Source organism: Rhodococcus pyridinivorans (assembly GCF_900105195.1).
In the GTDB taxonomy this organism is placed as follows: Bacteria; Actinomycetota; Actinomycetes; order Mycobacteriales; family Mycobacteriaceae; genus Rhodococcus; species Rhodococcus pyridinivorans.
On record NZ_FNRX01000002.1, the window covers coordinates 4,354,748 to 4,378,880 of the forward strand.

Below are 24,133 nucleotides of genomic sequence, written 5' to 3' on the forward strand. Positions count from 1 at the left end.
TGCCAGACCACTCCTCGATTTACAGACTGAAATCGTCCGCATTAAGCTGGCGGCGTCCTCCTCCCCCAAGAGCAGACCGAAGGAACGCCATGACCGACCCCACTCGGGTTCCCGTCGTGATCGGCGTCGGCGACCTGCGCTCCGGCCGTGCCGGTGCGCCCGCCGACCCGCGTGAACCGCTCGACCTCATCCACGAGGCCACCCTCGCCGCGATCGCCGACTCCGGCGCCGATCTCGCCACGCGGATCGACACCATCCACGCGATCAAGACCGCGAGCTGGAACTACGACGACCTGCCGGGCCTGCTCGCCGAACGTCTCGGCGCGACGCCCGAGCACACGTCGACCACGCCGATCGGCGGCCACTGGCCGGCGGCCCTGCTCGATCGCATCGGCCACGACATCGCCGCGGGCACCAGCACCGTCGCGCTGCTCGTCGGCGGCGAGGCGCAGGCCTCGGCGACCAACTCGTACAAGGCCGGAACGGATCCGGTCACGCTGGGATGGACCACCGCCCCGGGCGGCCCCGCGCCTATCAGCAACAAGGACCTCGGCAGCCCCGCGATGCAGCGCGCCGGGATGATCGTCCCCACGCGGGTCTACCCGCTGTTCGAGAACCGGCTCAGCCACGATCTCGGGCACTCGCGCGAGAAGTCGCTCGACTGGTCGGCGACGCTGTACGCCGCCTTCTCCGAGTTCGCCGCCGAGAACCCGGCGTCCTGGAACCCCGAGCGCCGCACCGCCGACGACATCCGCACCATCGCCGGCAAGAACCGCCTCGTCACCGACCCGTACCCGCTGATGGTCAACGCGATGCCGTTCGTCGACCAGGCCGCTGCCGTGGTCGTCACCTCGCTCGCCGTGGCCCGCGAATTCGGTGTCCCCGACGACCACCTGCTCTACGTGTGGGGCGGCGCCGGCGCGACCGAGCCCTCGGACGTGCTCGCCCGCGGCGACTTCGGACGCTCCGCCGCACTCGACGATGCGCTGCGGCGCACGCTGTCGGCGAGCGACCTGCGTCCCGGCGACTTCGACATCATCGACGCCTACAGCTGCTTCCCCGTGGTCCCGAAGCTGCTCATCGAGCAGCTCGGCCTCCCCCGCGACACCGTCCCGTCGGTGACCGGCGGCCACCCCTTCTTCGGCGGCCCGCTCAACAGCTACACGCTGCACTCGGTGGTGTCGGTGGCCAAGCGGCTGCGCCAGGACGGCGAGCTCGCCCTCGTGCACGGCAACGGTGGCTACCTGACCTACCAGCACGTCGTGGTCCTCGGCTGCGCGCCGCACACCGACGGTTACGTCGGCGACCCCGAGCACGTGCTGCTCGAGCCGTCCGCGCCGGAGACAGCCACCGATTACAGCGGCGAGGTCCAGATTGTCACCGCCACGGCCGAATTCGGTCGCGACGGCAACCCGTCGATCGGTTTCCTCGTCGGCCTCACCCCCGACGGCCGGCGTGTCTCCGGCCAGACCGACGCCACCGGCGCCGCAGTCCTCGCCGCCGGAGCCGACATCGTCGGCGAGACCGTCCACGTCACCGACGACGGCGGCATTCTCACCGTCACCCGCATCGAACACCTGTGCCCCGAGGAGTACCGGTCGTGAGCGAACCCGTCGTTCACGTCGAGAAGCGCGAGCACGTCCTGCTCGTCACCATCAACCGCCCCAAGGCGGCCAACAGCATCAACGCCGACGTGCACCAGGCACTCGGTGAGGCCTGGGACCGCGCCGAAGAGGACCGCGACGTGCGCGTCGTGGTGCTCACCGGCGCAGGCGGCGCCGTCTTCTGCGGCGGCGCCGACCTCGAGGCCCTCGGCACCAAAGGACCGGACGGCGTCACCCCGCCCGAAACCGCCCACTGGGGCTTCGCCGGTGTCGTCAAGCACCACATCTCCAAGCCCGTCATCGCCGCGGTCAACGGCACCGCGCTCGGTGGTGGCACCGAACTCGCCCTCGCGAGCGATCTCGTCGTCGCATCCGAAACCGCCGAATTCGGTCTGCCCGAGGTGCACCGCGGCCTGATCGCCGGTGCCGGCGGCGTGTTCCGCATCGGCCAGGCCATCCCCCGCGCCGTCGCGATGGAACTCGTCCTGACGGGCAAGCCGATGTCGTCCGCCGACGCGCTGCGCTGGGGCCTCGTCAACCGGGTCGTCCCACAGGACGAGGTCCTCGACACCGCTCTCGCTCTCGCCGCCGACATCGCGAAGGGCGCCCCGCTCGCCGTGCAGGCCAGCAAGACCGTCGCCCGCGGCATCATCGACGGCAACGTCCCCGCCGAGGACCTGCCCTGGGAACTCACCGACAAAGCCCTCGCACGTCTCACCACCAGCGCCGACACCCTCGAAGGCGTCATGGCCTTCATACAGAAGCGCGAACCCGTCTGGAAGGGCGAATAGGCATGACCACCACCGAAGTGATCCGCTGGGACACCGACGAGCAGAAGGCACTTCGTCAACTCGCCGCCGACTTCACCCGCAAGGAGATCGTCCCCCACCTCGACGAATGGGAGCGCGCCGGCGAGATCCCGCGCGAACTGCATCGCAAGACCGCCGACGCGGGCCTGATCGGCGCCTCCGTCGCAGAGGAGCACGGCGGGTCGGGCGGCACCGCCCTCGACATGCTCGCGATCCTCGAAGAGATCATCCTCGCCGGTGGTTCGTCGGGCCTGATCTCGGCGCTGTTCAGCCACGGCATCGCCACCCCGCACATCGTCTCGTCGGGCAACACGACCTGATCGAGCGGTTCGCGCGTCCCGCGCTCAGCGCTGCTTCGACCTGACCGTAGGCCTCTGCCCGAATCAGGGGGAGGAAATGTGCGACTTTCCTTGCGGAAGCGCATATTTCCTCCCCCTACTCGTGTCAGTCACGCGCACGGAGCATCTCCAGGGCGACGACGACCACCACGGCGATCACGACGTGCATCAGCGTCAGGGCGACGGTGCTCGGCGTGTCGAAGTCCGCGGAGATCGTGCCCTGGATCGTCGCCAGCGGCAGCAACGCCCCGACGACCTGGGCGATCCGCGCGAAACCGTTCCACCACAGGGTGAGCAGGGCCGCGACGGCGAGACCGACGGTGAGCGGGACGACGGACATGAGCACCACGCCACCGGGCGCCGCGCTCACCACCTCACCGGCGTCGGTGTGTTCGAACGAGCCACCCGCGATGAGCCCGACGGCCCACAGCGCGAGGTCGATCACCAGTGCGGTCACGACGGACGCGGCGACCACCACGGCGGAACGCGCGAGCCGGGACTGCTGGAGATGCGTAGAGGTACCGGATGTTTCGGTGACGGACATGGATCCTCCTGATGGGCGTTCCTTCTGACGACGCCCATCCTGCGACCTCGAGCCGACTCGAGGTCAAGAGGATTCAGTCGAGATCTTCGGCGAGCTCCATCCATTGCTCCTCGGCCGCTTCCTTCTCCGCGACCACCTCACGCAACTGCGCGTCGAGTTTCTGCAGCCGGTCAGGATCGGTCGCCGCCTCCGCGAGGTCGTGGTGCAGCTTCTCCTCCTTCTCGGTCAGCTTCGCGACGAGACGCTCCAGGCGCGACAGTTCCTTGCGCGCGGTGCGTTCGGCGGCACCGTCGCGCTTCTTCGGCTGCTCGGCGGCGTCACCGGTCTTCGAGACGGTCGACGCCACCGACGGCACGTCGCCGTCGCCCATGGCCGCGCGCCGGCGCAGGTACTCCTCGATGCCACCGGGAAGGTTCGTCAGGCGGCCGTCGCCGAACAGGGCCCACGTCGAATCACAGATGCGTTCGACGAGATACCGGTCGTGGCTGATGACCACGAGGGTTCCGGCCCAGCCGTCGAGCAGGTCCTCGAGCTGCTGGAGGGTGTCGATGTCGAGGTCGTTGGTGGGCTCGTCGAGGAGCAGCACGTTCGGTTCGGCCATGAGCACGCGCGTGAGCTGCAACCGGCGACGCTCACCACCGGACAGGTCGCCGACGGGGGTGCGCTGCCGCGCCGGTGTGAAGCCCAGACGTTCGGCGAGCTGACCGGCGGAGATCTCCTTGTCGCCCAGTGTGATCCGCTCGGCGACGTCCTTGACGGCGTCGAGCACCCGCATGTCGGTGGGCAGGTCGTCGAGTTCCTGCCGCAGCCAGCCGATCTCGACGGTCTGCCCCTGGACGCGACGTCCCTGCGCCGGTTCGAGTTCGCCCGCGAGCGTGCGCAGCAGGGTCGTCTTGCCCGAACCGTTGACGCCGACGAGACCGATCCGCTCGCCCGGACCGAGACGCCAGGTGAGGTCGCGGACCAGTTCGCGCCCGTCCGGGGTGGTGAGGGTGGCGTCCTCGAGTTCGATGACGACGCGGCCCAGGCGGCGCTTCGCGAACGATGCCAGCGCCACCGAGTCGCGCGGCGGCGGCACGTTCGCGATCAGCGCTTCGGCGGCCTCGATGCGGTACTTCGGCTTGGACGTGCGGGCCGGAGCTCCGCGACGCAGCCACGCGAGTTCCTTGCGCGCGAGATTGCGGCGGCGTTCTTCCATCGCGTCGGCCTGGCGGGCACGCTCGGCGCGCGCGAAGATCCAGTCGTTGTAGCCGCCCTCGTAGCTCTCGACCCGGCCGTTCACGACCTCCCAGGTGCGCGTCGCGACGGTATCGAGGAACCAGCGGTCGTGGGTGACGACGACGAGCGCGCTGCGCCGCGACAGCAGGTGCTCGGCGAGCCACTGCACGCCTTCGACGTCGAGATGGTTCGTGGGCTCGTCGAGGACGAGCAGGTCGAGATCCTGCACGAGGGCTGCGGCGAGGGCGACCCGGCGACGCTCACCACCGGACAGACCGTCGACGACCGCGTCGAGACCGAGATTGTCGATGCCGATACCGGTGAGCACCGAGCGGATGCGCGCATCACCGGCCCACTCGTGCTCGGCCACATCGAGCGGCCCGAGGACCACCTCGCCGACGGTCGAGCCCTCCGGCAGACCGCCGCGCTGCGTCACGACGGCCATGCGCAGACCGTTCACGCGGCTCACCCGGCCCGAATCGGGCTCCTCGATGCCGGCGAGCACCTCGAGCATCGTCGTCTTGCCGCCGCCGTTGAGGCCGACGACACCGATCCGCTCCCCCTCGTTCACGCCGAGGGACACCGAGTCGAGTAACGGCTTGATGCCGAACGACTTCGAGACCTGTTCGAGGTTGATCAGATTCGCCACGTGGAGGAACGCCTTCCGAGAATTGCGGGGATGTACTACAGGATCAGGAGTGTGCGGGATCGGCGTCGCCGACGACACGGGCTCCGGGCACCGGACCGGAGGCGACCCGCACCGTACGGCACACACCGGCACCGGCGAGTTCGGCACTCACGGTGACGGCGGCGTGCTGGTCCTCGACGAGGAACGCGCAGGTGGGGCCGGAACCGGAGACGATGCCCGCCAGGGCCCCGGCCTCGACACCCGCCCGGAGCGTGCGTCGCAGCATCGGGTCGAGGGACAGGGCCGCGGCCTGCAGGTCGTTGCCGAGCAGCGGCGCGAGCTGGTGGGCGTCGCCGGAGCCGAGCGCGGAGAGCACGGCATCCGCGCTGCCGATGCGCTGAGGTTCTCCCTCGGCACGCAGCCGGTCGAGTTCACGGAAGACGACCGGTGTGGACAGGCCCCCCTTCGCGAGGGCCAGTACCCAGTGGAAGGTGCCGCGGGTGAGGACGGGGACGAGGCGCTCGCCCCGCCCTGTTCCGATCGCCGTTCCGCCGTGGAGGCAGAAGGGCACGTCGCTGCCGAGGCGGACGGCGAGATCCGCGAGGTCCTCCCGGGGCGCCCCGATGCCCCACAGTGTGTCGAGCGCGACCAGCGTCGCGGCAGCGTCGGCGCTGCCACCGGCCATTCCGCCGGCCACGGGGATGCCCTTGTCGATCGTGATCGCCACGTCGGGTGTACGTGCGGCCCGTTCCGCCATCATCTCGGCGGCGCGCCACGCCAGGTTCGTCGAATCGGTAGGCACCGACTCGGCGCCCGCGCCGCGCACCGTCACGCTCAGGGTGTCGGCCGGGACCACCGACACCTCGTCGTACAGGGACAGAGCCTGGAAGACGGTGTGCAGGTCGTGGTAGCCGTCAGGACGGAGGTCACCCACCGCGAGATGCAGGTTGACCTTGGACGGGACCCTCACTGTCACGGGGGTCGGCACGACGGAAAGCACGAGTACAGAGCTTACTCGGGATACGGATGCTTCCCGACCGCCGCGGCCACGCTCTACGATCGATCGACTCTGAACACTCTGGAGGAAATGTGACTCGTTCCGTACGTAATGCGGTCGCCGTCTGCGCCGTCGCCGTGGCGGCCACCATGGGAACCGCCGGCGTCGCCTCGGCCGAACCGGCTCCGCCGCGCGTCTGCTCGCTCGGCGACCTGGTCCTGCGCTCGCTGAATCTCGTGGACTGCGTGACCCCTCCCACGGGCTCCGCCGGAATGGCGACCGGCTCCGCCGACTCGGCGGGCTCGTCGACCGGTTCGTCGAACTTGGGCATCACCGGTTACGGGGCAATGATCGGCTGACCGGACGAACGAATCCGGGCCGGCACCCTGAGGTGCCGGCCCGGATTCGGAGAATTATCGGTATCAGCCGATGACGTTCACGCCGGTGGCCTGCGGGCCCTTCTGGCCCTGGCCGATCTCGAAGCTCACGCGCTGGTTCTCCTCGAGGGTGCGGAAGCCGCGGCCCTGGATCTCGGAGAAGTGCACGAAGACGTCAGCGGAGCCGTCCGAGGGAGCGATGAAGCCGAAGCCCTTTTCGCCGTTGAACCACTTCACAGTACCTTCAGCCATGTTGCTGTCCTTCACTTGCAGGCAGAACGGATGTAGACGTTCTGTCTCGTCGGGAGTCGGTTTCGGCCCCCGGGTCTGTCACTACACGGCTGAAACGATTCCATCGTGGCTATCGCATCCGCTCGCAACCAGAAATGTGCGAGGGGTAAACCACGAACACACTACCTAACGACCGAGGACAACTTAACCACACATCGCATCCGACCGCCAGGAAGAGTGACCGGGATCACTCCACCCCTGCGAGCCGCACGAAGGCTGCGGCGTCGAGCTTCTCCCCGCGGGTCGACGGCTCGATACCGGCCGCCAGCAGGCGCCTCTCGGCCTCCGCGGGCGAACCTGCCCATCCACTCAACGCTGCGCGCAACGTCTTTCGCCGTTGAGCGAAGGCCGCGTCGACGACGGCGAAGACCCGGGCGCGTGTCCGGGCGTCGGTGGGCCACGGTGGCTCCGCATAGCGGTCGACACGCACGAGGCCCGATTCCACCTGGGGAACGGGCCAGAAGACCGCACGCCCGACGGCGCCGGCCCTGCGGACGTCGCCGAAGAACCGCGCCTTCACGCTGGGTACGCCGTAGATCTTACCGCCCGGTTCTGCTGCGAGCCGATCGGCGACCTCGGCCTGCACCATCACGAGAGCGGTTCGCAGAGTAGGGAATTCAGAGAAAAGGTGCAGCAGCACCGGCACCGCGACGTTGTAGGGCAGGTTCGCGACCAGCGCGGTGGGCGTGACGGGAAGATCCTTCGGCAGCACCTTCATCGCGTCCATGTGCACGACGTCGAAGCGGTCGGCGAGCTGCGGGGCCCGCTCCCGCACGGTAACGGGAATACGCTGCGCGAGAACGGGATCGAGCTCGACAGCGACCACACGGTCGACGACGTCGAGCAGGGCGAGGGTGAGCGAACCCAGGCCCGGCCCGACCTCGAGCACGACATCCTCAGGGCCGACCCCGGCGACGTTGACGATGCGGCGCACCGTGTTCGCGTCGTGCACGAAGTTCTGGCCGAGCTGCTTCGTCGGGCGCACCCCGAACTCCTCCGCGAGTGCGCGGACCTCGGCGGGCCCGAGCAGCGCGGCGAGGCCGCGCGGAGAAGCCGGAGTGGCCCTCGGAGTGGTTTCGGGATCGTCTGCTGACACGTGGTGAACCTAGCGCACTCGGGAGCAGGTCACACCGCGCACACCCGCGCCGGTCAGCGCAGACCGAGCTTGCTGGTGCAGGATGGCCAGGCGCCCCAGCCCTGGGCCGCCTGGACCTTCTCCGCGACGGCGATCTGCTGCTCGCGCGTCGCGAGATCGGCACGCGGCGCGTACTGGGTGCCGCCGAAGCCGGCCCACGTCTGCTGCGTGAACTGCAGGCCACCGTAGAAACCGTTGCCGGTGTTGATCGCCCAGTTGCCGGTCGCCTCGCACTGCGCGAGAGCGTCCCAGGTGGAGCCGCGACCGGAGGCCGGCACGGCGGGCTTCGGCTTGGTGCCGACGCGGACCACGACGGGCCGCGGCTCGACGAGGACCTTCGAAGCGGTCTCGGCGCGTCCGACCTCGACACCGTTGAGGGTGTGAACGTCGAAGGTCACCGACCGCTCGCCCGGAGCACCCGGGTCGCTCACGGCGGCCTCACCCTCGAGCATGTTCGGATCGTCCACGCGGTTCTCCGGCGGGGCGATCGGCAGGTTCTCGGTCCGCGACTCGGTCCGGTCGCGGGTGACCACGACCTCCATGCCCTCCGCGAGTTCCGCGTCGAGGGCAGGGGTGACGCTGTCGGCCTGCTCGAGCTTCGCGCCCTGGGCCTCGAGGAACTCGGCGACCGTCGGCGCTGCGACGCGCACCTCGGCGGCGGGCGCGCCGTTGTCGGCGAAGCGCACCGTCTTGGGGTTGACGACCTCGAGATCGGCACCGTCGAGCGGGAGGCGGTGCGAACGGGAGGCGGAGACGTAGGCGTCGTCGGAGAGGCGGAACTGGTCGAGCGCCTCGTCGACGGTCAGCGCGGTGGTCCACACCGAGCGCTCCTCACCGTCGACGGTGAGGCGCAGCTCGCGAGCCTGTCGCAGGACGATGGTGTCGCCGTCGGAGACGGACGAGTCCACGGCCGGGGCCACGACGTCGTTCTCGTCGACGGTGTAGCCGGCTGCGGCCAGGATGTCGCCGACGTTGGAGTTCATCGTGCCGAAGGCACGCTGCTCACCGTCGACGTCGAGGACGACGTCCTTGTGCTGAACCACAGCAGTGGCGCCACCGGCACCGAGGGTGACGAAGACGGCGGCGACCACCGAGTAGAACACCGGCGACTTGAGGCGATTGATCTTGGTGAAAGGTGACACGATTATTTCCAGACGGACGACAACTGTGATCACAGCACGGTAACGAGACGGCATTGTTATCGCAACTTCATCGCCTTTACCTGCACAGATCATAATTTCTGTCAGATCACGGCGCACGTCACAGATATCGGATCGATACTAGCTCGATCATTTTCCAGTGTCCGAAATCGCCATTTTCGATCGACACTCGGAAGAAGAACTTCCTCGCGATTCGGGCGGCAAGGACATGGACTCCGTGAGGTAGCCGAGGATCGCGCGCAGCTGTGCCCTGCCCCATGCGGGGGCGTTCGAGGTGCCGATGCCCACAGGCTCGGACGGAGCGGCCGGCTTCGCGGGCGCAGCGGTTTCCGGGACCGCCTACCGATGGTCGCGGTTGCCGGTGATCGGCTTCGTCAGCGTCCGGCCGACCCGCTGGGAATCGGGAGATCGGCGGATCCGCTCGGTACGGGGAACTGCGGAATCGTCACAGCCGGGGTGGTGCCCGTGCGGGCCATCACGTCCATCAGGACGGCGTGCATGGTCGCGACCTGCACCGGGTCGAAGTTCGCGAGATCGAGCGGGTTCGCGCGGTTGCGCGTCTCGAGCGGATCGTCGTGCAGGTCGTAGAGCTCGAACTGCGGCAGCGCGCGTCCCGACGGATCGAAGTACATCGCGTACTTCCACCTGTCCTGCCGGACAGCACGAATGTGGTTGGGCTGCTTCACCGTCGTCTGCCCGTTGGCCGCGGCGGCGTTCTCGTCGTCGAAGGTGAACAGGACGGTGTCCTGCACCTGTGGCGGCGTGCCACCGGACGACGCGCCCTCGATGACGGGCGTGAGGTCGACGCCCTTGAACGTCCACGCCGAACGGTCGGGCACGGCGGCCATCGTCGCGAGGGTGGGCATGACGTCGATCAGCGACGCGAGCGCGTCGGTGGAGACCGGCCTCGGGAACATCACCGGATTGCTCACCACGAGAGGGACATTGAGCGTCTCCTCGTAGGCGTTGAAGGCCTTCTGGCGGAGTCCGCCGTGGGAGAGCCCCATCTCACCGTGGTCGGCCACCCGGAAGACGACGGTGCGTTCGCGCATGCCCGAAACCGATTCCAGCGCATCGAGAACCGTCCCGATGTGCTGGTCGACGACCTTGTGCATGTAGGCGTACAGGTTGACGTACTGCCGTGCCGCTTCGGGACCGACGAGCGGACCGAGCGCACCTGCGAGCAGCAGGAGCAGTTCGGCCTGGGCGGTGGGCTTGAAGTTGCGGAGCAGGTCCTCGTCGATGGTGGGCGGCAGGTCGATTCCCTGCTCGAAGGCTTCGGGTGCGAAGGCCCCGTAGTTGTTGCAGTCACCGTCGACCTGATCCCAAGTCTTCGGGTACGAGAGGATGTCGTGAGGATTGGCGAACGACACGATGAGCGCGAACGGCCTGTCGTCGGAGGCGCTGCGCGACCGCAGGAATTCGGCGGCGTCGGAGGCGATCTTGCCGTCGCGGTCGGCGCAGCCACCCCCGAAGTTCTCGGGTGCTGTGTCCTGCCCCGCCTCCGGGGGCTCCCACCCCGCGAAGCCGTACCGCGCGATGTCGTCGGGCGACGGGTCGCCGCCGTCGGCGCCCTTGCTCATGTGCCATTTGCCGCGGTAGTGGACGTCGTATCCGGCGGAGAGCAGCATCTTCGCCATGTTCTGGCCGTCCACCGGCAGCACGGGTTCGGTGGGCGAGAGCGTGCCACCCTCGGTGAGGGTGCTCACCACCCCGTGCTGGGCGGGATAGAGGCCGGTGAAGAACGTGCTGCGACTGGGCGAGCACATCGCGGCGTTGCAGAACGACCGCGTGAAGGTCAGCCCGGTGTCGGCCAGACGCTGCCGGTTGGGCAGGTTGTTGCGCGCCCAGTCGGCCGGCCAGTGCATCGGCTGGCGCTCCTGGTCGGTCATGATGATGAGGATGTTGGGACGCTGCGGTGTCCGAGGCTGTGCCGCAGATGATCCGGCGCCCACGAGGCCGGCAGCGAGGAGCGCACCCGCGCCCACGAGGAAGGTCCGTCGATTGACATTCCACGTGGTGTCGCGACGCGGAACAGCCTGCTGCACGGTCATATCGGTCCTGTCGGAGAGATCCGTGAACGCGTATGTCGTGCAGGAGAATAACAAGACATATGCGTTGAGCGCGCGTCATCGGACGGAAGAGGCGCTGAGGACGATCGGGGGAAATCGTCCACAGCGCCGCGAAACCGCAGGTCAGGCCGTGCGCAGGAGCGGAACCTTCCGCGCGAGGAATCGGTCGACGCTGAACGCTCCCGCACCGACCGCGGCGAGTAGGAGGGCCCCTGCGCCGAGCGCGGCCACGAGTTCGAAACCACCGTCGCCGACGTAGATTCCGTTCTCCACGTGCACGATGAAGAACGCGCCGAGCATGAGCAGGAACAGCAGGACGCCGAAGACGGGGACGAGCACACCGAGGATGAGCGCGAGACCGCCGAGGATCTCGATCCAGGTGGCGACGAACGCCGAGACGGCCGGGGCGGGCACGCCCATTCCTTCGAAGCCGGCCTTGGTGCCTTCGTATCCCCACGAATTGAACTTCTGCAGTCCGTGCGCGAGGAAGATGACGCCGAGTACGAGTCGGGCCACGAGGATGCCGAGGTCGCGGACGAGAGGGGTCTTCATGTCGAGCCTTTCGGGTAGGAGGCCGGAGAGCCCCACTTAGTTGAAGCGACAACTAAAGTAGCAGCCCTTGGTTGTAGCTTCAACCAGACTTCTGCGCCGGTTCCGGACGGGTACCGGCGAACGCCTCCCCCAGCAACCGTCGCACGCCCACCTCCGTGACCTCCCGGGGATTCGGATACGGCTTCGCCGTCGCCAGTCGTGCCGCCTCGTCCAGATCGGACTCCCGGAACCCCAGTTCCTCGAGACTCGTCGGCCCACCGGCCGCCGCCACGAGGTCGTAGACGCCCGCGGACGCCGAATCCGTGCCGAGCGCCTGCGCGACCCGCACCATGACGTGCGGTACCGACGGTTCGTTGTAGGCGAGCGCGTGGGGCAGCACGACGGTGTGCGTGGCGGCATGCGGCAGGTCGAACGAGCCGCCCAGCACGTGACAGAGCTTGTGGTGCAGCCCCATTCCTGCCGAGGCGAGACAGGTTCCGGAGAGCCACGCCGCGAGCAGCAGATCCGAACGCCCCTCGGGATCGGCCGAATCCGCACCGAGCGCCGGGATACCCCGGGCGATCGCGGCCACGGCCTCGAGCGCGAGGGCGTCGACGATCGGATTGGCCTGTTCGGAGTAGAGGGCCTCGACCGCGTGGGCCATCGCGTTGATCGCGCTGGTCACCGCCAACGGAATGGGCATCGAGGTGGTGAACTCGACGTCGTAGATCACGGTCTCGGGAAGGATGTCGGGCGACGAACGCGTGGTTTTCACCCCGTCGGCGGTCTCACCGAGAACGGGCGTCACCTCCGACCCGGCGTAGGTCGTCGGCAGGATCACCTGATCGATCCCCGTGCGGAGTGCCAGTGCCTTGGCCAGTCCTGTGGTCGAGCCGCCACCCACCGCGACGACCGCATCGACGTCGTGCTCGGTGACCCGGCCGAGGACCCGTTCGGTCACCTCGACCGGCGTGTGCATCACCGCGCCGTCGAAACGCGCGACCTGCAGATCGCCGAGATACTTCTCGACCAGTTCCGCCTGGTGCCGCACGTGCTCGCCGGCGAGCAGCAAAACGCGGGAACGATCGAGTCGACGTACTTCGTCCGCGACCCGCGAGGCGGTACCGGGGCCGAAGATCACACGTACCGGATGAGAGTTGTAGACGAAGGAGCGCATGCCCGTATTCTCACGACGGGAGTGGGGACGCGCGTGCCCTTTACGAAAGTCCGTACACCCGCTCGGCGTTCGCGGTGGTGGCCGCCGCCAGTTCCTCGGCGTCCTCGCCCCGCACCTCGGCGAGCGCGCGCACGGTGTACGGCAGGCAGTACGACTCGTTCGGCGCGCCCCGGAAGGGATGCGGGGTCAGGAACGGCGCGTCGGTCTCCACCAGCACCAGCTCGCGGGGCACGAGCGGCGCCGCTTCACGCAGGGCCTTCGCGTTCTTGAAACTCACGGTGCCCGAGAAGCTCAGCAGGTATCCGGCGTCGACGCAGCGGCGGGCCATGCCGGCATCCGACGAGAAGCAGTGGAAGATCACCTTCTCGGGTGCGCCCTCGTCGTGCAGGACACGCAGCAGGTCGGCGTCGGCCTCGCGGTTGTGGATCATCAGCGGCTTGCCGAGTCGCTTCGCGAGGTCGATGTGCCAGCGGAAGCCCTCCTCCTGCTCGGCCGGTTCGGCGCACCCGTCGAGCTTGCCGGGCCAGTAGAGGTCGAGGCCGGTCTCCCCCACCGCGACGCAGCGCGGGTCGGCGGCGAGTTTCTCGATCTCGGCGCGGGTAGCGTCGTCGAGACTGTTCGCGCGGGTGGGATGGATGGCGACGGCCGCGTGGACGCGGTCGTCCCAGTGCGCAGCCCGCACGGCGAAACGCGCCGCCTCGAGATCGTCGGCGACGGTGACGATGCGTCCGACCCCCACCGCGGCGGCACGATCGACGATCGCGGAGGTCGTCGCGGCGTCCTCGGCACCGCACGCGTCGAGGTGCGTGTGGGCGTCGACGAGGGGACTCAACGGCTGCGGGGCTTCGGGGGCGGGACGGGCTGCGCTCACGCCCTATAAACTACTGGCCACCATGACTGCGCCTGATTCCTCCCGCCCGGCTGCCGGCGATCCCACCCGCCCGCCGTTCTACGTCACGACCGCGATCGCGTACCCGAACGGCGCCCCGCACATCGGGCACGCCTACGAGTACATCTCGACCGACGCGATCGCGCGGTTCAAGCGTCTCGACGGCTTCGACGTGCGCTTCCTGACCGGCACCGACGAGCACGGCCTGAAGATGCAGCAGACCGCCGCGAAGGAAGGCATCCCGGTCACCGAACTCGCGTCCCGCAACTCGGACGTGTTCGAGGCCATGGACAAGCGGCTGAACATCTCGTACGACCGGTTCATCCGCACCACGGACGCCGATCACCTCGAGGCGAGCAAGGCGATCTGGCAGCGCATGGTCGACTCGGGCGACATCTACCTCGACACCTACGCGGGGTGGTACTCGGTCCGCGACGAGGCGTTCTACACCGACGGCGAGACCACCCTGCTCGAAGACGGCTCGCGGATCTCCACCGACACCGGCACCCCCGTGGAGTGGACCGAGGAGTCCACCTACTTCTTCCGGCTGTCGGCTTATCAGGACAAGCTGCTCGAGCTCTACGAGAAGCAGCCCGACTTCATCGCCCCGGCCACCCGCCGCAACGAGATCGTCAGCTTCGTCTCCGGCGGCCTGAAGGACCTGTCGATCTCCCGCACCACCTTCGACTGGGGTGTGCCGGTCCCCGATCACCCCGATCACGTCATGTACGTGTGGGTCGACGCGCTGACCAACTACCTCACCGGCGCCGGCTTCCCCGACACCGAATCGGAGTCCTACCGCCGCTACTGGCCCGCCGACCTGCACATCATCGGCAAGGACATCACGCGGTTCCACACCGTCTACTGGCCGGCCTTCCTCATGTCGGCGGGGCTCGAACTGCCGAAGCGGGTCTTCGTCCACGGCTTCCTGTTCAACAAGGGCGAGAAGATGTCGAAGTCGGTCGGCAACGTCGTCGACCCGCTCGAGATGGTCGACCGGTACGGCCTCGACCAGCTGCGCTTCTTCCTGCTCCGCGAGATCTCCTACGGCCAGGACGGCAGCTACAGCCACGAGGCGATCGTCACCCGCATCAACGCCGATCTCGCCAACGACCTCGGCAACCTCGCGCAGCGCTCCCTGACGATGGTCGCGAAGAATCTCGAGGGCACCGTGCCCACGCCGGGCGAGTTCACCGCCGACGACGAGGCGATGCTCGCCCAGGCCGACGCGCTGCTCGCGAAGGTGCGCGCCGAGTTCGACGCGCAGGCCCTGCACCTCGGTCTCGAAGCGATCTGGCACGTCCTCGGCGAGACCAACCGTTACTTCTCGGCGCAGCAGCCGTGGGTGCTGCGCAAGACCGATCCCGAGCGGATGGCGACGGTCCTGTACGTCACGCTCGAGGTCGTTCGGATCGTGGGTCTGCTCGTCCAGCCGGTGATGCCCGATGCCGCCGCGAACATCCTCGATCTCCTCGGTCAGACACCCGAGGCACGGCAGTTCGACGCCGTCGCGACCCGCCTGGCTCCGGGCACGACCCTGCCCGCCCCGGCACCGGTGTTCCCGCGCTACGTCGACGAGGACTGAGCGTCCGATCCGGCGACGGAGAGCTTCACCTGCGTGTTCTCCGTCGCCGCGCAAACCTGTCGGTGCCGTGCGCAACACTGCGGCGCATGCGCAGCGATAGAACACATGTTCGATCCGATGGCCTGAACGAGCACTCCCTGCTCGCCGAGCTGGGCGGTGCCTACGAGCGGGGATGGCAGCCCGCCGACGTGCTCCACGTGACGGCCCGCTCGGGTGGTCCCTCCGATGTCGCACTGACGGCGGCCACGATGCTGTTCGACGCGCAGATCCGGCGCGCGGCCGAACGCGCCCCCGTCGAGTGGGTACGGCAGCTCGACGAGATCACCCGCCGGCACCCGCGTCCGGCCCACGCCGCCGGAGCCCCGACCCTGGCCGACGGTCTGTTCCGCGCGTTCCCCGACGTCACCCGCTTCGAGATCGAAGGGCTCGCCTTCACCTGGAAGTACCTGCCGTCCTTCGCGATCCTCACACCCCCGCCGTCGCGATGGCCGTCCGTCCGGTCCGGCGACCCGTCTGCGCCCGCCCCGCCCGACACCCGGATCCTCGAACGCATCCGGGCACTGCTGTCGAAGGCCGAGTCCACCGACTTCCCCGACGAGGCCGAAGCGCTCACCGCGAAGGCGCAGGAACTCGTCTCGCGTCACGCCGTGGGTGCGGCGCTGCTGGCCGGACCCGACTCCGGCACAGACCCGGTCGTCGGCCGGCGCATCCACCTCGACAGCCCGTACATCCGCGAGAAGGTCCTGCTCCTCACCGCCATCGGCGACGCGAACCGCGTGCGCACGGTGTGGTTCACCCGGGTGCAGATCGCGACGATCGTCGGTACCGCCACCGACCTGCAGCAGGCCGAGATGCTGTACACCTCGCTGCTCGTGCAGGCCGGACGGGCCGTGCAGGCGGCCGGAACGGCGGGGCGGCGCGGATCGTCCGCGACCTCCTTCCGCCGCGCCTTCCTCACCGGCTACGCGCACCGGATCGGCGAACGTCTCCGCGAGGCGGACGTCCGGGCCACCGCCCACGCCGCCGCCGACGCGCAGATGCCCATCACGAAACTCGCACCCATCCTCGCCAGACGCTCCGACGCCGTCGACACCGAGTTCCGGCGGTTGTTCCCCGTCACCCGCGACTCGCGTAGCCGCGGGGTCGACGCCGACGGCTTCCACGCCGGTCGGGATGCGGCCGAGACCGCCTCGCTGACAACGGAATTCCGCACGGTCGGTCGCTGACCGGATCGATCACCGACGAGGTCGACAGCAGGAGACGGGCGTCACAGGAATTGGCGGTGGCGCCGTGTCACATCCCTGCCACGAGCGGTGTCCTATCGGTGACACCACTTCCGACAAGCGAAGGGAACAGAGCGATGACGACGCAATTCCATGTGGTGGTCGTAGGGGCGGGCTACGCCGGAGTGATGGCTGCGAACCGCTTGCTCGCCGAACACCCCGAGGTGGCGGTCACCGTCGTGAACCCGCGACCGGTCTTCGTCGAACGCGTCCGGCTCCACCAGGTGGCGGCCGGATCCGGAACCGCCACACACGAACTGTCCGATCTCCTGCACCCGCGGGTGACGCTGCACGTCGGCACGGCCGTACGGATCGAGCCCTACGCGGTGTCCCTCGCCGACGGCACGGTCCTGCCATGCGACGCGGTGGTCTACGCCGTCGGCAGCACCACGGGCTCCGGCGCGATCCCCGGTGCGGAGAAGGCGTTCTCCGTCGCCGACCTCGACTCCGCCACTGCCCTGCGCGACGCGCTCCTCGAGGCGGACGATCACGCCTCCGTCGTCGTGATCGGTGGCGGGCTCACCGGTCTCGAGACCGTCACCGAACTCGCACAGTCGCATCCGCGGCACACCCTCGTCCTCGTCGGCGATCCGGGAGCGGCCCTTCCTGTGAACACGCAGCGTTACATCCGCCACCGGCTCGACGAACTGGGCGTTCAGGTCCGGTCGGGAACGCGGGTCGCCCACATCGACGACGGCTCGGTCGTCCTCGACGACGGCTCCGAAATCCCCGCGACCCTCGTGGTCCGCACGGCCGGTTTCTCCGTGCCCGACCTGGCCCGTCGCAGCGGCCTGCCGGTCGACGACGACGGTCGTCTCCGGGTGCGCGACACCCTGCAGGCGGTCGACGGCTCGCCGATCGTCGGCGTGGGCGACGCAGTGGTGGTGGACGGCAATGACCACCTGCGCATGAGCTGCCAGGCGGCGATGCCGCTCGGCATCCACGGCGCCGACACGGTGTGGCAGTTGTTGCAGGGACGCGAGCCGGCACCGCTCTCGCTCGGTTTCGTCACGACCTGCATCTCTCTCGGCCGCGATCGCGGCGTCGTGCAGTTGTCGGCACGCGACGACACCCCGTCGAGGTGGGCCCTGCGCGGTCGGCTCGCAGCACCGGTGAAGGAAGCCGTCGTTCGTGGGACCATCCACACCATGCAACTCCAGGCGCGCGGACGTGCCCTGCCGTCCCGACGCGGACCGGACACCGCCGCACGCGAGAAGGCTCACGTATGACCGGCGACGACGTCTTCACCGAGCATCGGGGACTGCTGTTCTCGATCGCCTACGAGATCACCGGCAGTGTCGCCGACAGCGAGGACGTCCTGCAGGAGAGTTACATCCGCTGGGCCCGCACCGACACCGGCAGCGTCGACAATCCGCGGGCCTACGCGGCGCAGATCGTGACGCGTCAGGCGCTGAACTCGCTGCGCTCGGCGCAACGCCGCCGGGAGGACTACGTCGGGCCGTGGTTGCCCGAGCCGATGCTCACCGCCCCCGACGCAGCCGCCGAGGTCGAACTCGCCGAGTCGGTGTCGACCGCGATGCTGTTGGTGCTCGAGACATTGACGCCCGTCGAACGCGCGGTTTTCGTGATGCGCGAGGTGTTCGGTTTCGAGTACGGGCGCATCGCCGAGACGGTCGACCGTACCGAGAGTGCCGTCCGGCAGATCGCGCACCGCGCCCGCGAGCACGTCCATGCCCGGCAGCGACGCTTCACTCCCGCGGGCGACGAGACCGACCGGGTGGTCGCGGCGTTCCTCACCGCGGCCACCACCGGCGACCTCGACGGACTGCTGTCGCTGCTGGCTCCCGACGTGCGGTACCTCGCCGACGGTGGCGGCAAGGTCACTGCGGCCCGAGTTCCGGTCTTCGGCTCCGCGAAGGTCGCCGGCCTGTTCCTCGGACTGGTCCGGCATCCGCTGCCCGACATGACCATCGAGCCGGCCGTGGTGAACTCGATGCCCGGTTTCCTCGTCTACTCGGCAGGTGTCCTCGACATGGTGCTGCACCTCGAGATCGACGACCACCTGATCACCGGCGTCTACGTGGTCCGCAATCCCGACAAGCTCACGCATCTCCGGGCTCGTCCCGATGCTTCCGACCAGACATGACAAGCTGACGCCATGCGGATGGAACGACTCGGCCGCGGCGGCACCGTCGATCGCGTGCTCGGTGCACTCGCAGAACGCGCCAGGATCCTCGCGATCCCCGCCCCGGCGGCACTGTCGGGTGAATGGTTCGGGGCGGCGGCCGTGCTCGTCCCGTCCGTGTCCGTCGAATCCGTCCCACCGGCAGAGGTCTTCTCCCTCCCCGCGGACGCTCCCGGGCCCGGCGGTGCCGATCGGCGCTTCCAGCGGAGTGACGACCGGCCGCTCATCGGAGGCGGGCGCATCGGTTATCTCGCCTACCCGGATCGCATCCCGGACCGACCCGCGCTGCCCCTCGCCGCGAGCGGGTGGACCGACACTGTCCTGCGTCTCGACGCCGACGGGTGCTGGTGGTACGAGACCCTCGGTACCGCACCCTGCCCCGACGATCTCGCCGCGGCAGTCCTCGATTCACCGTCGACCGCCGCCCCGCCGACGAACGCCACAGAGTCGACGAACGCCACGGACTGGCACATCGACTGGACACCACCGCCTCGCGACGAGCACCGCCGCGGCGTCGAACACTGTCTCGACGCGATCCGCGCCGGCGAGGTGTACCAGGCGTGCGTGTGCACGCGGTTCACGGGCAGATGGGACGGCGATCCGCTGGCGTTCTTCGCCGACGGGATCTCCCGGACTGACCCTCCGCGCGCCGCCTACCTGCAGGGATCGTGGGGTGCGGTCGCGTCGCTCTCGCCCGAACTGTTCGTCTCCCTCCACGGCGACACGCTGCGGTCGAGTCCGATCAAGGGCACCCTCCCCCTCTCCGCCGACCCCGCCGGGCTACGGGCATCGGTCAAGGACGTCGCCGAGAACGTGATGATCGTCGATCTCGTCCGCAACGATCTCGGCCGCGTCGCCGAGACCGGTTCGGTGCGGGTCGAGGATCTTCTGACGGTGCGTCCCGCACCCGGCGTGTGGCATCTGGTGTCCACCGTCGCGGCGGAGCGGCGACCGGGTGTGACGGTCGCCGATGTGCTCGACGCGGCGTTCCCGCCCGCATCGGTGACGGGCTGCCCGAAACTCCGCGCCCGGACGCTGCTCACCAGGTGGGAGGGTTCCGCGCGAGGTGTCTACTGCGGCACCGTCGGCATGTCGAGTCCGATCGCCGGCACCGAACTGAACGTCGCGATCCGCACCGTCGAGTTCGGGCACGACGACAGCGGCAACGGCGTGTGCGCGCTCGGTGTGGGAGGCGGCATCACCATCGACTCCGATCCCGACGCGGAATGGCAGGAATGCCTCGACAAGGCCGCCAGCATCCTCGCGCTCGGCGACGCGCGGGCAGCCGTTCAGCACACCTCGTCGGGAGGCGACGGCAACTCGTAACGGTCGAGGACCTCCTCGAGTCGCACCGAGGTGGAACGGCAGATGCGGGCTACGACGGCATCGGCGTCGAGCCCCCATGTGCGGAGCAGACCGTCGCCACCGGCGGCGACGATGGTGCTGTCGGGCGCGAAGGTCACCTGCCATCGTCCCGTTCCCATGTCGGTGACCGGGCCACCGATCTCGTGCATGCCGCCCGGGTCGGCGACGTCCCACAGACGGACAGTGCCGTCGTCGCTGCCGCTGACCGCGCGGGTGCCGTCGAGGGTGATGGAGACGGAGTAGACCGTGCCGGTGTGGCCGCTCAACCGGGTCTCGCGGGCGACGAAGTCACCGGACTCGGTGCGGTCCCAGACCACCACGTCGTGGTCGTCCCCGCCGGTCACCAGCACGTCGCTCGACCCGTCGAAGGCCACGGTGTTCACGCCGGTTGCGTGCCCGTCCGAGACGTTCACCCGTGTCGGGGAGCGCGGATCGGTCACGTTCCAGGCGTAGATCTCGCTGTCGGCGCTCGTGACCACGAGACTTCGGCCGTCGGGGCTGATGGCAGCACTGCGCACGAGATTCTTCGGTCCCGTCAGCGGCTGGCCCCACGGCACCGGTTCGGCGGGATCCGCGATGTCCCACAACTGCACCGTGGAGTCGTCGGCGCCGGTCACGAGGGTCGTGCCGTCGGGTCCGAACGCCAGGGCGGAGGTGAACCTCGTGTCGAGCGGCACCGGATCGCCGAACGGCTTCGGTGTTGCCGGATCGCGCACGTCCCACAATTGCACGCTGCCGCCGGAGGTCGGTGCCGTGGCCAGGATCGTGCCCGAGGGCGAGAGCGCGCACACGTACGCACCGCCGAGCGGGCGCGGCAACGCGATCCCACCGGCGCGGTTCCAGTCGCCGCCCTGACCGACCCGCCAGAGCGTGACATCCGGTCCGTAGCTGCCGGTCGCGACGAGGGCTCCGGCACGATCGATCGCCGGCCTGGTCAGCGCTCCGTCGGCGACCGCCATCCGGGTCTGCGGCATCGTCCACACCCGGACGTTGGAATCCTGTCCGCCGGTGACGACGGTGGTCCCGGTCGGGCTCACCGCGAGCGTCGGGACACCGCCTCCGTGCCCGGTCAGCGGCGGGCCGATCTCGTCGAGGGTTCGTGTCGACGGGTCGACGTCCCACAGTTTCGCGGTGCCGTCCCAGGACGCGCTCGCCAGTGTGCGTCCGTCGGGGAGGAACGCGATGTTCCAGACACCGCCGGTGTGGGCGTTCGTCGGCACCCCCAGCGGGCGGGCCGCGCGCGGATCGGTGGTGTCGAACAGGTGCAGCACACCGTCGTCGCTGCTCGCCGCGAGGATCGTGCCGTCGCCGTTGAAGCTCACCGAATGGGCCACGTCGCCGAAACCGGTGAGCGGCTCACCGAGCGGCACCGGCCGCGAGGGCGTGCTCACGTCCCATAGCCGGACGGTGCGGTCGTCGCTCGACGTGGCGAGGACCTGCCCACCGGGACGGAAGGCCACCGTCCGCACACCACCGTCGTGCTCGTCGACCAAGGTGACGGGGAACCGGCCCGATCCGGGATCCGAGGTGTCGACGAGTGCGACGTGCCCGTCGTCGTAGGGCACGGCGAGCACCCGCCCGTTGGGTGAGTACCGCACGTTGTGCACGGCGCCGTCGGCGTAGACCTGCCGGTCGAGCACCACGTGCGGCGCGGCACGATCGGACGCGTCGTAGATCCACACACCACCGTCACCTGCCCCGATCGCGAGGAAACGGCCGTCGGGGCTGAACGAGACGGACGCCATGTACTTCGACGACAACCGCAACGGCTCGCCCACGGCGGACGGTTCGTCGCCGTCGAGTGCCCACAGGCGGACGGTGCCGTCATCGCTCGCCGACGCGAGGGTGGCCCCGTCGGGGGAGACGACGACGCCGTAGACCGGCCCGGTGTGTCCGCTCAGTGTGTAGGCGAGGGGCACGGCCTGGCTGGCGATGAGCCTCGAGTACGCGACCGGGCTGTCGGGCTGGAGTTCGGCCGCGACGAGCGCCAGGTTCGCCGAGATCGTGGAGTCCTTGTCCCGCAGGGAGTCGGACAGCGCGACGATCTGCTGGAACTGCGCGGTGCTCCGTGCCGTCTCGGCCCGGCTCTTCGCGTCCCAGGCCAGTCCGGTCATGACGAACGCGATGATCGTGGACAGCGCCATCGCGGTGATGCCGACCCGCCGGGTCCGGGTCTCGCGGGCGATCTGCCGGCGGGAGGCGTCGAGGAAGGCCACCGCGGTGGGGCTGAGCGCGACCGGCCCGCGCCGGCCCTCGGGAGTGCCCGCCATGGCGAGGTGCGGATTCTGCTCGGACACGACGTCCATGCGTCCGCGCTGGTAGAGCAGCTCGCGGTTGCGTCCGGAGCCGAGCCAGGTCGACGCGTCGGCCTCGATCTGCTGTCGCAGGGCGGCACCGGCGCGGTCCTGCTGGATCCAGGACTTGAGTCGGGGCCACGCGTCGATCACCGCATCGTGGATGAGTTCGACATAGTCGGCGTCGACGACGAGCACACGTGCCGACACGAAATGGTCGAGGACGCGCTTCGACGCGTCGCGATCCTCCCCGCCGACCGCGAGCAGTTCGTTCAGCGACCGCGCGATCTTGACGTCCGTGCCGGTCGTGGTGACGTACACCAGGTGGACGAGCATCGAGCGGGCACGGGCACGGTCGGAATCGTCGGCGAGACTCTCCCACGCTCGTTCGGCGCCGGCGGCGACGGATCCGCGGACCCCGCCGGTCGCGCGGTAGGCGGCGACGGTGAGCGTGCCCCCGCTGCGCTTGTCCCACAGGGAGTCGAGCAGGTGGGACAGCAGGGGAAGCTCGGTGCCGCTGATCTCACCGTCGGCCAGTCCGGTGAGGTCGTGGAGGATGAGGTCGACGAGACCTGGTTCGAGGCGGACACCCACGAGTTTGGCGGGCGCGGTGATGACCTCGACGAGATCGTCGCGGTCGAGGGGCTGGACGGTCTTGGTCCGCCGTTCGAGGGCCCGGGCGAGCACGGGAGTGCCCACTGCCTGGTCGTAGAAGTCCGACCTCATCGTCGCGACGACGAGTGCGGGCGCGTCGCCGTCCGAACCGGTCGACGCCGTCTCGATCAGGGTGAGGAACTCGGTGCGCAGAGCGACGTCGCTGCACTGGGTGAACAGTTCCTCGATCTGGTCGACCACGATCAGCAGCAAGGACGACGACGTACGGGAGGTCGCGGCACGCAGGGCCGCGTGGACGGCGGTGTGGTCGGCGGGGTCGCCGACGTCGGTCAGTTCGGGGAGCGCGTCGACGAGTCGTGCCACCGGGTCGGTGCCGGGGGTGAGGACCACCGGGTGGCAGTCCGGCGCGGAACACAGCTGGGGAATGAGACCGGCCTGTACGAGCGAGGACTTGCCGACGCCGGAGGCACCGGTCACCACGACCGGGCCCTGCCCGTGGGAGGCCGTCACCACGTCGGCGAGGGTCCGCACACTCTGGGCGCGCCCGAAGAACAACCGGGCGTCGTTCTGACGGTAGGAGGCGAGTCCCTTGTAAGGGCGGATCCCGGGCGGCACCGATACCGATGCCGATTCCTTGGTGCGCGGAGCGTTCGCCTGGCCGCGCGCGGCCTTCCACCAGTTCTCCCACTGCTTCAGGGAGTACAGACCGGGGGCCGGCGGTTCGGCGTTGAGCTCCCGCGCCGCGCGGATGAGGACCACGAGCACCGGATGCACCGACTCGAAGTTGGCCGGCATCCGGTTGCCGCTGCGCCAGTCGCTGACCCGCTGTACGGAGACGGTCCGGTCGCTGCCCACCGCCCGGGCGACGGTCGCGGCATCCGAGACGACCTTCTTGAGGGCGGGACGACCGGCTGCGGCGAACAGCATGCGCAACTGGTCGGCGAAGAACTGACGCTGCGCCGAACCAGGCTTTCCGCCGGTCTCTGACATCCGTTCCGCGCCCTTCGTGCTCCCGTTCCCCGCCTGCAAACATCCGCTGCGGAAAAATTCCTCACCACGTCTGAGCAGGGATGAT

The 24,133-nt window shown here is 69.2% G+C and carries 20 protein-coding genes; 9 read left to right on the top strand and 11 right to left on the bottom strand.

The window, feature by feature from the left end; genetic code table 11:
- The first annotated feature begins 89 nt into the window (after window positions 1-89).
- The 3 genes from BLV31_RS20595 to BLV31_RS20605 are packed head-to-tail and all read left to right on the top strand — an operon-like array spanning window position 90 to window position 2,733.
- Window positions 90-1,604: a hypothetical protein gene (locus BLV31_RS20595; RefSeq protein ID WP_064060582.1), complete on the top strand. Its 1,515-nt coding sequence runs from the start codon at window positions 90-92 to the stop codon at window positions 1,602-1,604.
- Entirely contained in the window at window positions 1,601-2,395 is a 795-nt protein-coding gene (locus tag BLV31_RS20600; RefSeq protein WP_064060581.1) for an enoyl-CoA hydratase/isomerase family protein, read from the top strand. The genes BLV31_RS20595 and BLV31_RS20600 overlap by 4 nt, the downstream gene beginning before the upstream one ends.
- A gap of 2 nt (window positions 2,396-2,397) precedes the next feature.
- Window positions 2,398-2,733, top strand: coding sequence for an acyl-CoA dehydrogenase family protein (locus BLV31_RS20605; protein ID WP_064060580.1), 336 nt, complete (start codon window positions 2,398-2,400; stop codon window positions 2,731-2,733).
- Window positions 2,734-2,857: 124 nt separating this feature from the next.
- Here the strand turns inward: BLV31_RS20605 and BLV31_RS20610 are convergent, their stop codons facing one another.
- The 3 genes from BLV31_RS20610 to BLV31_RS20620 form a co-directional block, all read right to left on the bottom strand.
- Entirely contained in the window at window positions 2,858-3,295 is a 438-nt protein-coding gene (locus BLV31_RS20610) for a DUF6069 family protein (protein ID WP_064060579.1), read from the bottom strand.
- A 73-nt stretch (window positions 3,296-3,368) separates the two neighbouring features.
- A complete protein-coding gene (locus BLV31_RS20615) occupies window positions 3,369-5,162 on the bottom strand; it encodes an ABC-F family ATP-binding cassette domain-containing protein (RefSeq protein WP_019288771.1) in 1,794 nt (597 codons plus the stop codon).
- Between the two features lie 43 nt (window positions 5,163-5,205).
- Complete coding sequence (locus BLV31_RS20620) at window positions 5,206-6,141, bottom strand: 4-(cytidine 5'-diphospho)-2-C-methyl-D-erythritol kinase (RefSeq protein ID WP_037216304.1); 936 nt, start codon at window positions 6,139-6,141, stop codon at window positions 5,206-5,208.
- An 89-nt stretch (window positions 6,142-6,230) separates the two neighbouring features.
- Between BLV31_RS20620 and BLV31_RS20625 the strand changes: the two genes are divergently transcribed.
- On the top strand, window positions 6,231-6,497 hold the full coding sequence (locus tag BLV31_RS20625; protein ID WP_006553821.1) for a hypothetical protein: 267 nt from the start codon (window positions 6,231-6,233) through the stop codon (window positions 6,495-6,497).
- Window positions 6,498-6,560: 63 nt separating this feature from the next.
- Here the strand turns inward: BLV31_RS20625 and BLV31_RS20630 are convergent, their stop codons facing one another.
- The 7 genes from BLV31_RS20630 to BLV31_RS20660 form a co-directional block, all read right to left on the bottom strand.
- The gene (locus BLV31_RS20630; protein ID WP_006553820.1) at window positions 6,561-6,767 is read right to left on the bottom strand and encodes a cold-shock protein; all 207 of its coding nucleotides are present in this window, start codon (window positions 6,765-6,767) and stop codon (window positions 6,561-6,563) included.
- Window positions 6,768-6,993: 226 nt separating this feature from the next.
- Window positions 6,994-7,902, bottom strand: coding sequence for a 16S rRNA (adenine(1518)-N(6)/adenine(1519)-N(6))-dimethyltransferase RsmA (rsmA, locus tag BLV31_RS20635; RefSeq protein ID WP_006553819.1), 909 nt, complete (start codon window positions 7,900-7,902; stop codon window positions 6,994-6,996).
- 53 nt (window positions 7,903-7,955) lie between these two features.
- Window positions 7,956-9,083 (bottom strand): resuscitation-promoting factor, encoded by a 1,128-nt coding sequence (locus BLV31_RS20640; protein ID WP_064060578.1) that lies wholly within the window; start codon window positions 9,081-9,083, stop codon window positions 7,956-7,958.
- 392 nt (window positions 9,084-9,475) lie between these two features.
- On the bottom strand, window positions 9,476-11,155 hold the full coding sequence (locus BLV31_RS20645) for a sulfatase family protein (protein WP_024103212.1): 1,680 nt from the start codon (window positions 11,153-11,155) through the stop codon (window positions 9,476-9,478).
- Window positions 11,156-11,296: 141 nt separating this feature from the next.
- Window positions 11,297-11,725, bottom strand: a complete 429-nt coding sequence (locus BLV31_RS20650; RefSeq protein ID WP_019288774.1) for a DoxX family protein — start codon at window positions 11,723-11,725, stop codon at window positions 11,297-11,299.
- A gap of 79 nt (window positions 11,726-11,804) precedes the next feature.
- Window positions 11,805-12,881, bottom strand: coding sequence for a maleylacetate reductase (locus BLV31_RS20655; protein WP_019288775.1), 1,077 nt, complete (start codon window positions 12,879-12,881; stop codon window positions 11,805-11,807).
- Between the two features lie 40 nt (window positions 12,882-12,921).
- Window positions 12,922-13,752 carry a TatD family hydrolase gene (locus BLV31_RS20660; protein ID WP_064060577.1) on the bottom strand — a complete coding sequence of 277 codons (831 nt, stop codon included), beginning with the start codon at window positions 13,750-13,752 and terminating at the stop codon, window positions 12,922-12,924.
- Window positions 13,753-13,774: 22 nt separating this feature from the next.
- Here BLV31_RS20660 and metG point away from each other — a divergent pair, with 22 nt between their 5' ends.
- The 5 genes from metG to BLV31_RS20685 all read left to right on the top strand — a co-directional run bounded on the left by metG (window position 13,775) and on the right by BLV31_RS20685 (window position 20,110).
- A complete protein-coding gene (gene metG, locus BLV31_RS20665) occupies window positions 13,775-15,355 on the top strand; it encodes a methionine--tRNA ligase (protein ID WP_006553813.1) in 1,581 nt (526 codons plus the stop codon).
- An 86-nt stretch (window positions 15,356-15,441) separates the two neighbouring features.
- The gene (locus BLV31_RS20670) at window positions 15,442-16,581 is read left to right on the top strand and encodes a DUF2786 domain-containing protein (protein ID WP_051121661.1); all 1,140 of its coding nucleotides are present in this window, start codon (window positions 15,442-15,444) and stop codon (window positions 16,579-16,581) included.
- A 134-nt stretch (window positions 16,582-16,715) separates the two neighbouring features.
- On the top strand, window positions 16,716-17,867 hold the full coding sequence (locus BLV31_RS20675) for an NAD(P)/FAD-dependent oxidoreductase (protein ID WP_081263403.1): 1,152 nt from the start codon (window positions 16,716-16,718) through the stop codon (window positions 17,865-17,867).
- A complete protein-coding gene (locus BLV31_RS20680) occupies window positions 17,864-18,745 on the top strand; it encodes an RNA polymerase sigma-70 factor (protein ID WP_024103206.1) in 882 nt (293 codons plus the stop codon). Before BLV31_RS20675 ends, BLV31_RS20680 begins: the two co-directional genes overlap by 4 nt.
- Window positions 18,746-18,757: 12 nt before the next feature.
- On the top strand, window positions 18,758-20,110 hold the full coding sequence (locus BLV31_RS20685) for an aminodeoxychorismate synthase component I (RefSeq protein WP_071934493.1): 1,353 nt from the start codon (window positions 18,758-18,760) through the stop codon (window positions 20,108-20,110).
- Here the strand turns inward: BLV31_RS20685 and BLV31_RS20690 are convergent.
- Complete coding sequence (locus BLV31_RS20690; protein ID WP_064061784.1) at window positions 20,074-24,048, bottom strand: nSTAND1 domain-containing NTPase; 3,975 nt, start codon at window positions 24,046-24,048, stop codon at window positions 20,074-20,076. The two genes, BLV31_RS20685 and BLV31_RS20690, sit on opposite strands and share 37 nt — an antisense overlap.
- Between the last annotated feature and the right edge of the window lie 85 nt (window positions 24,049-24,133).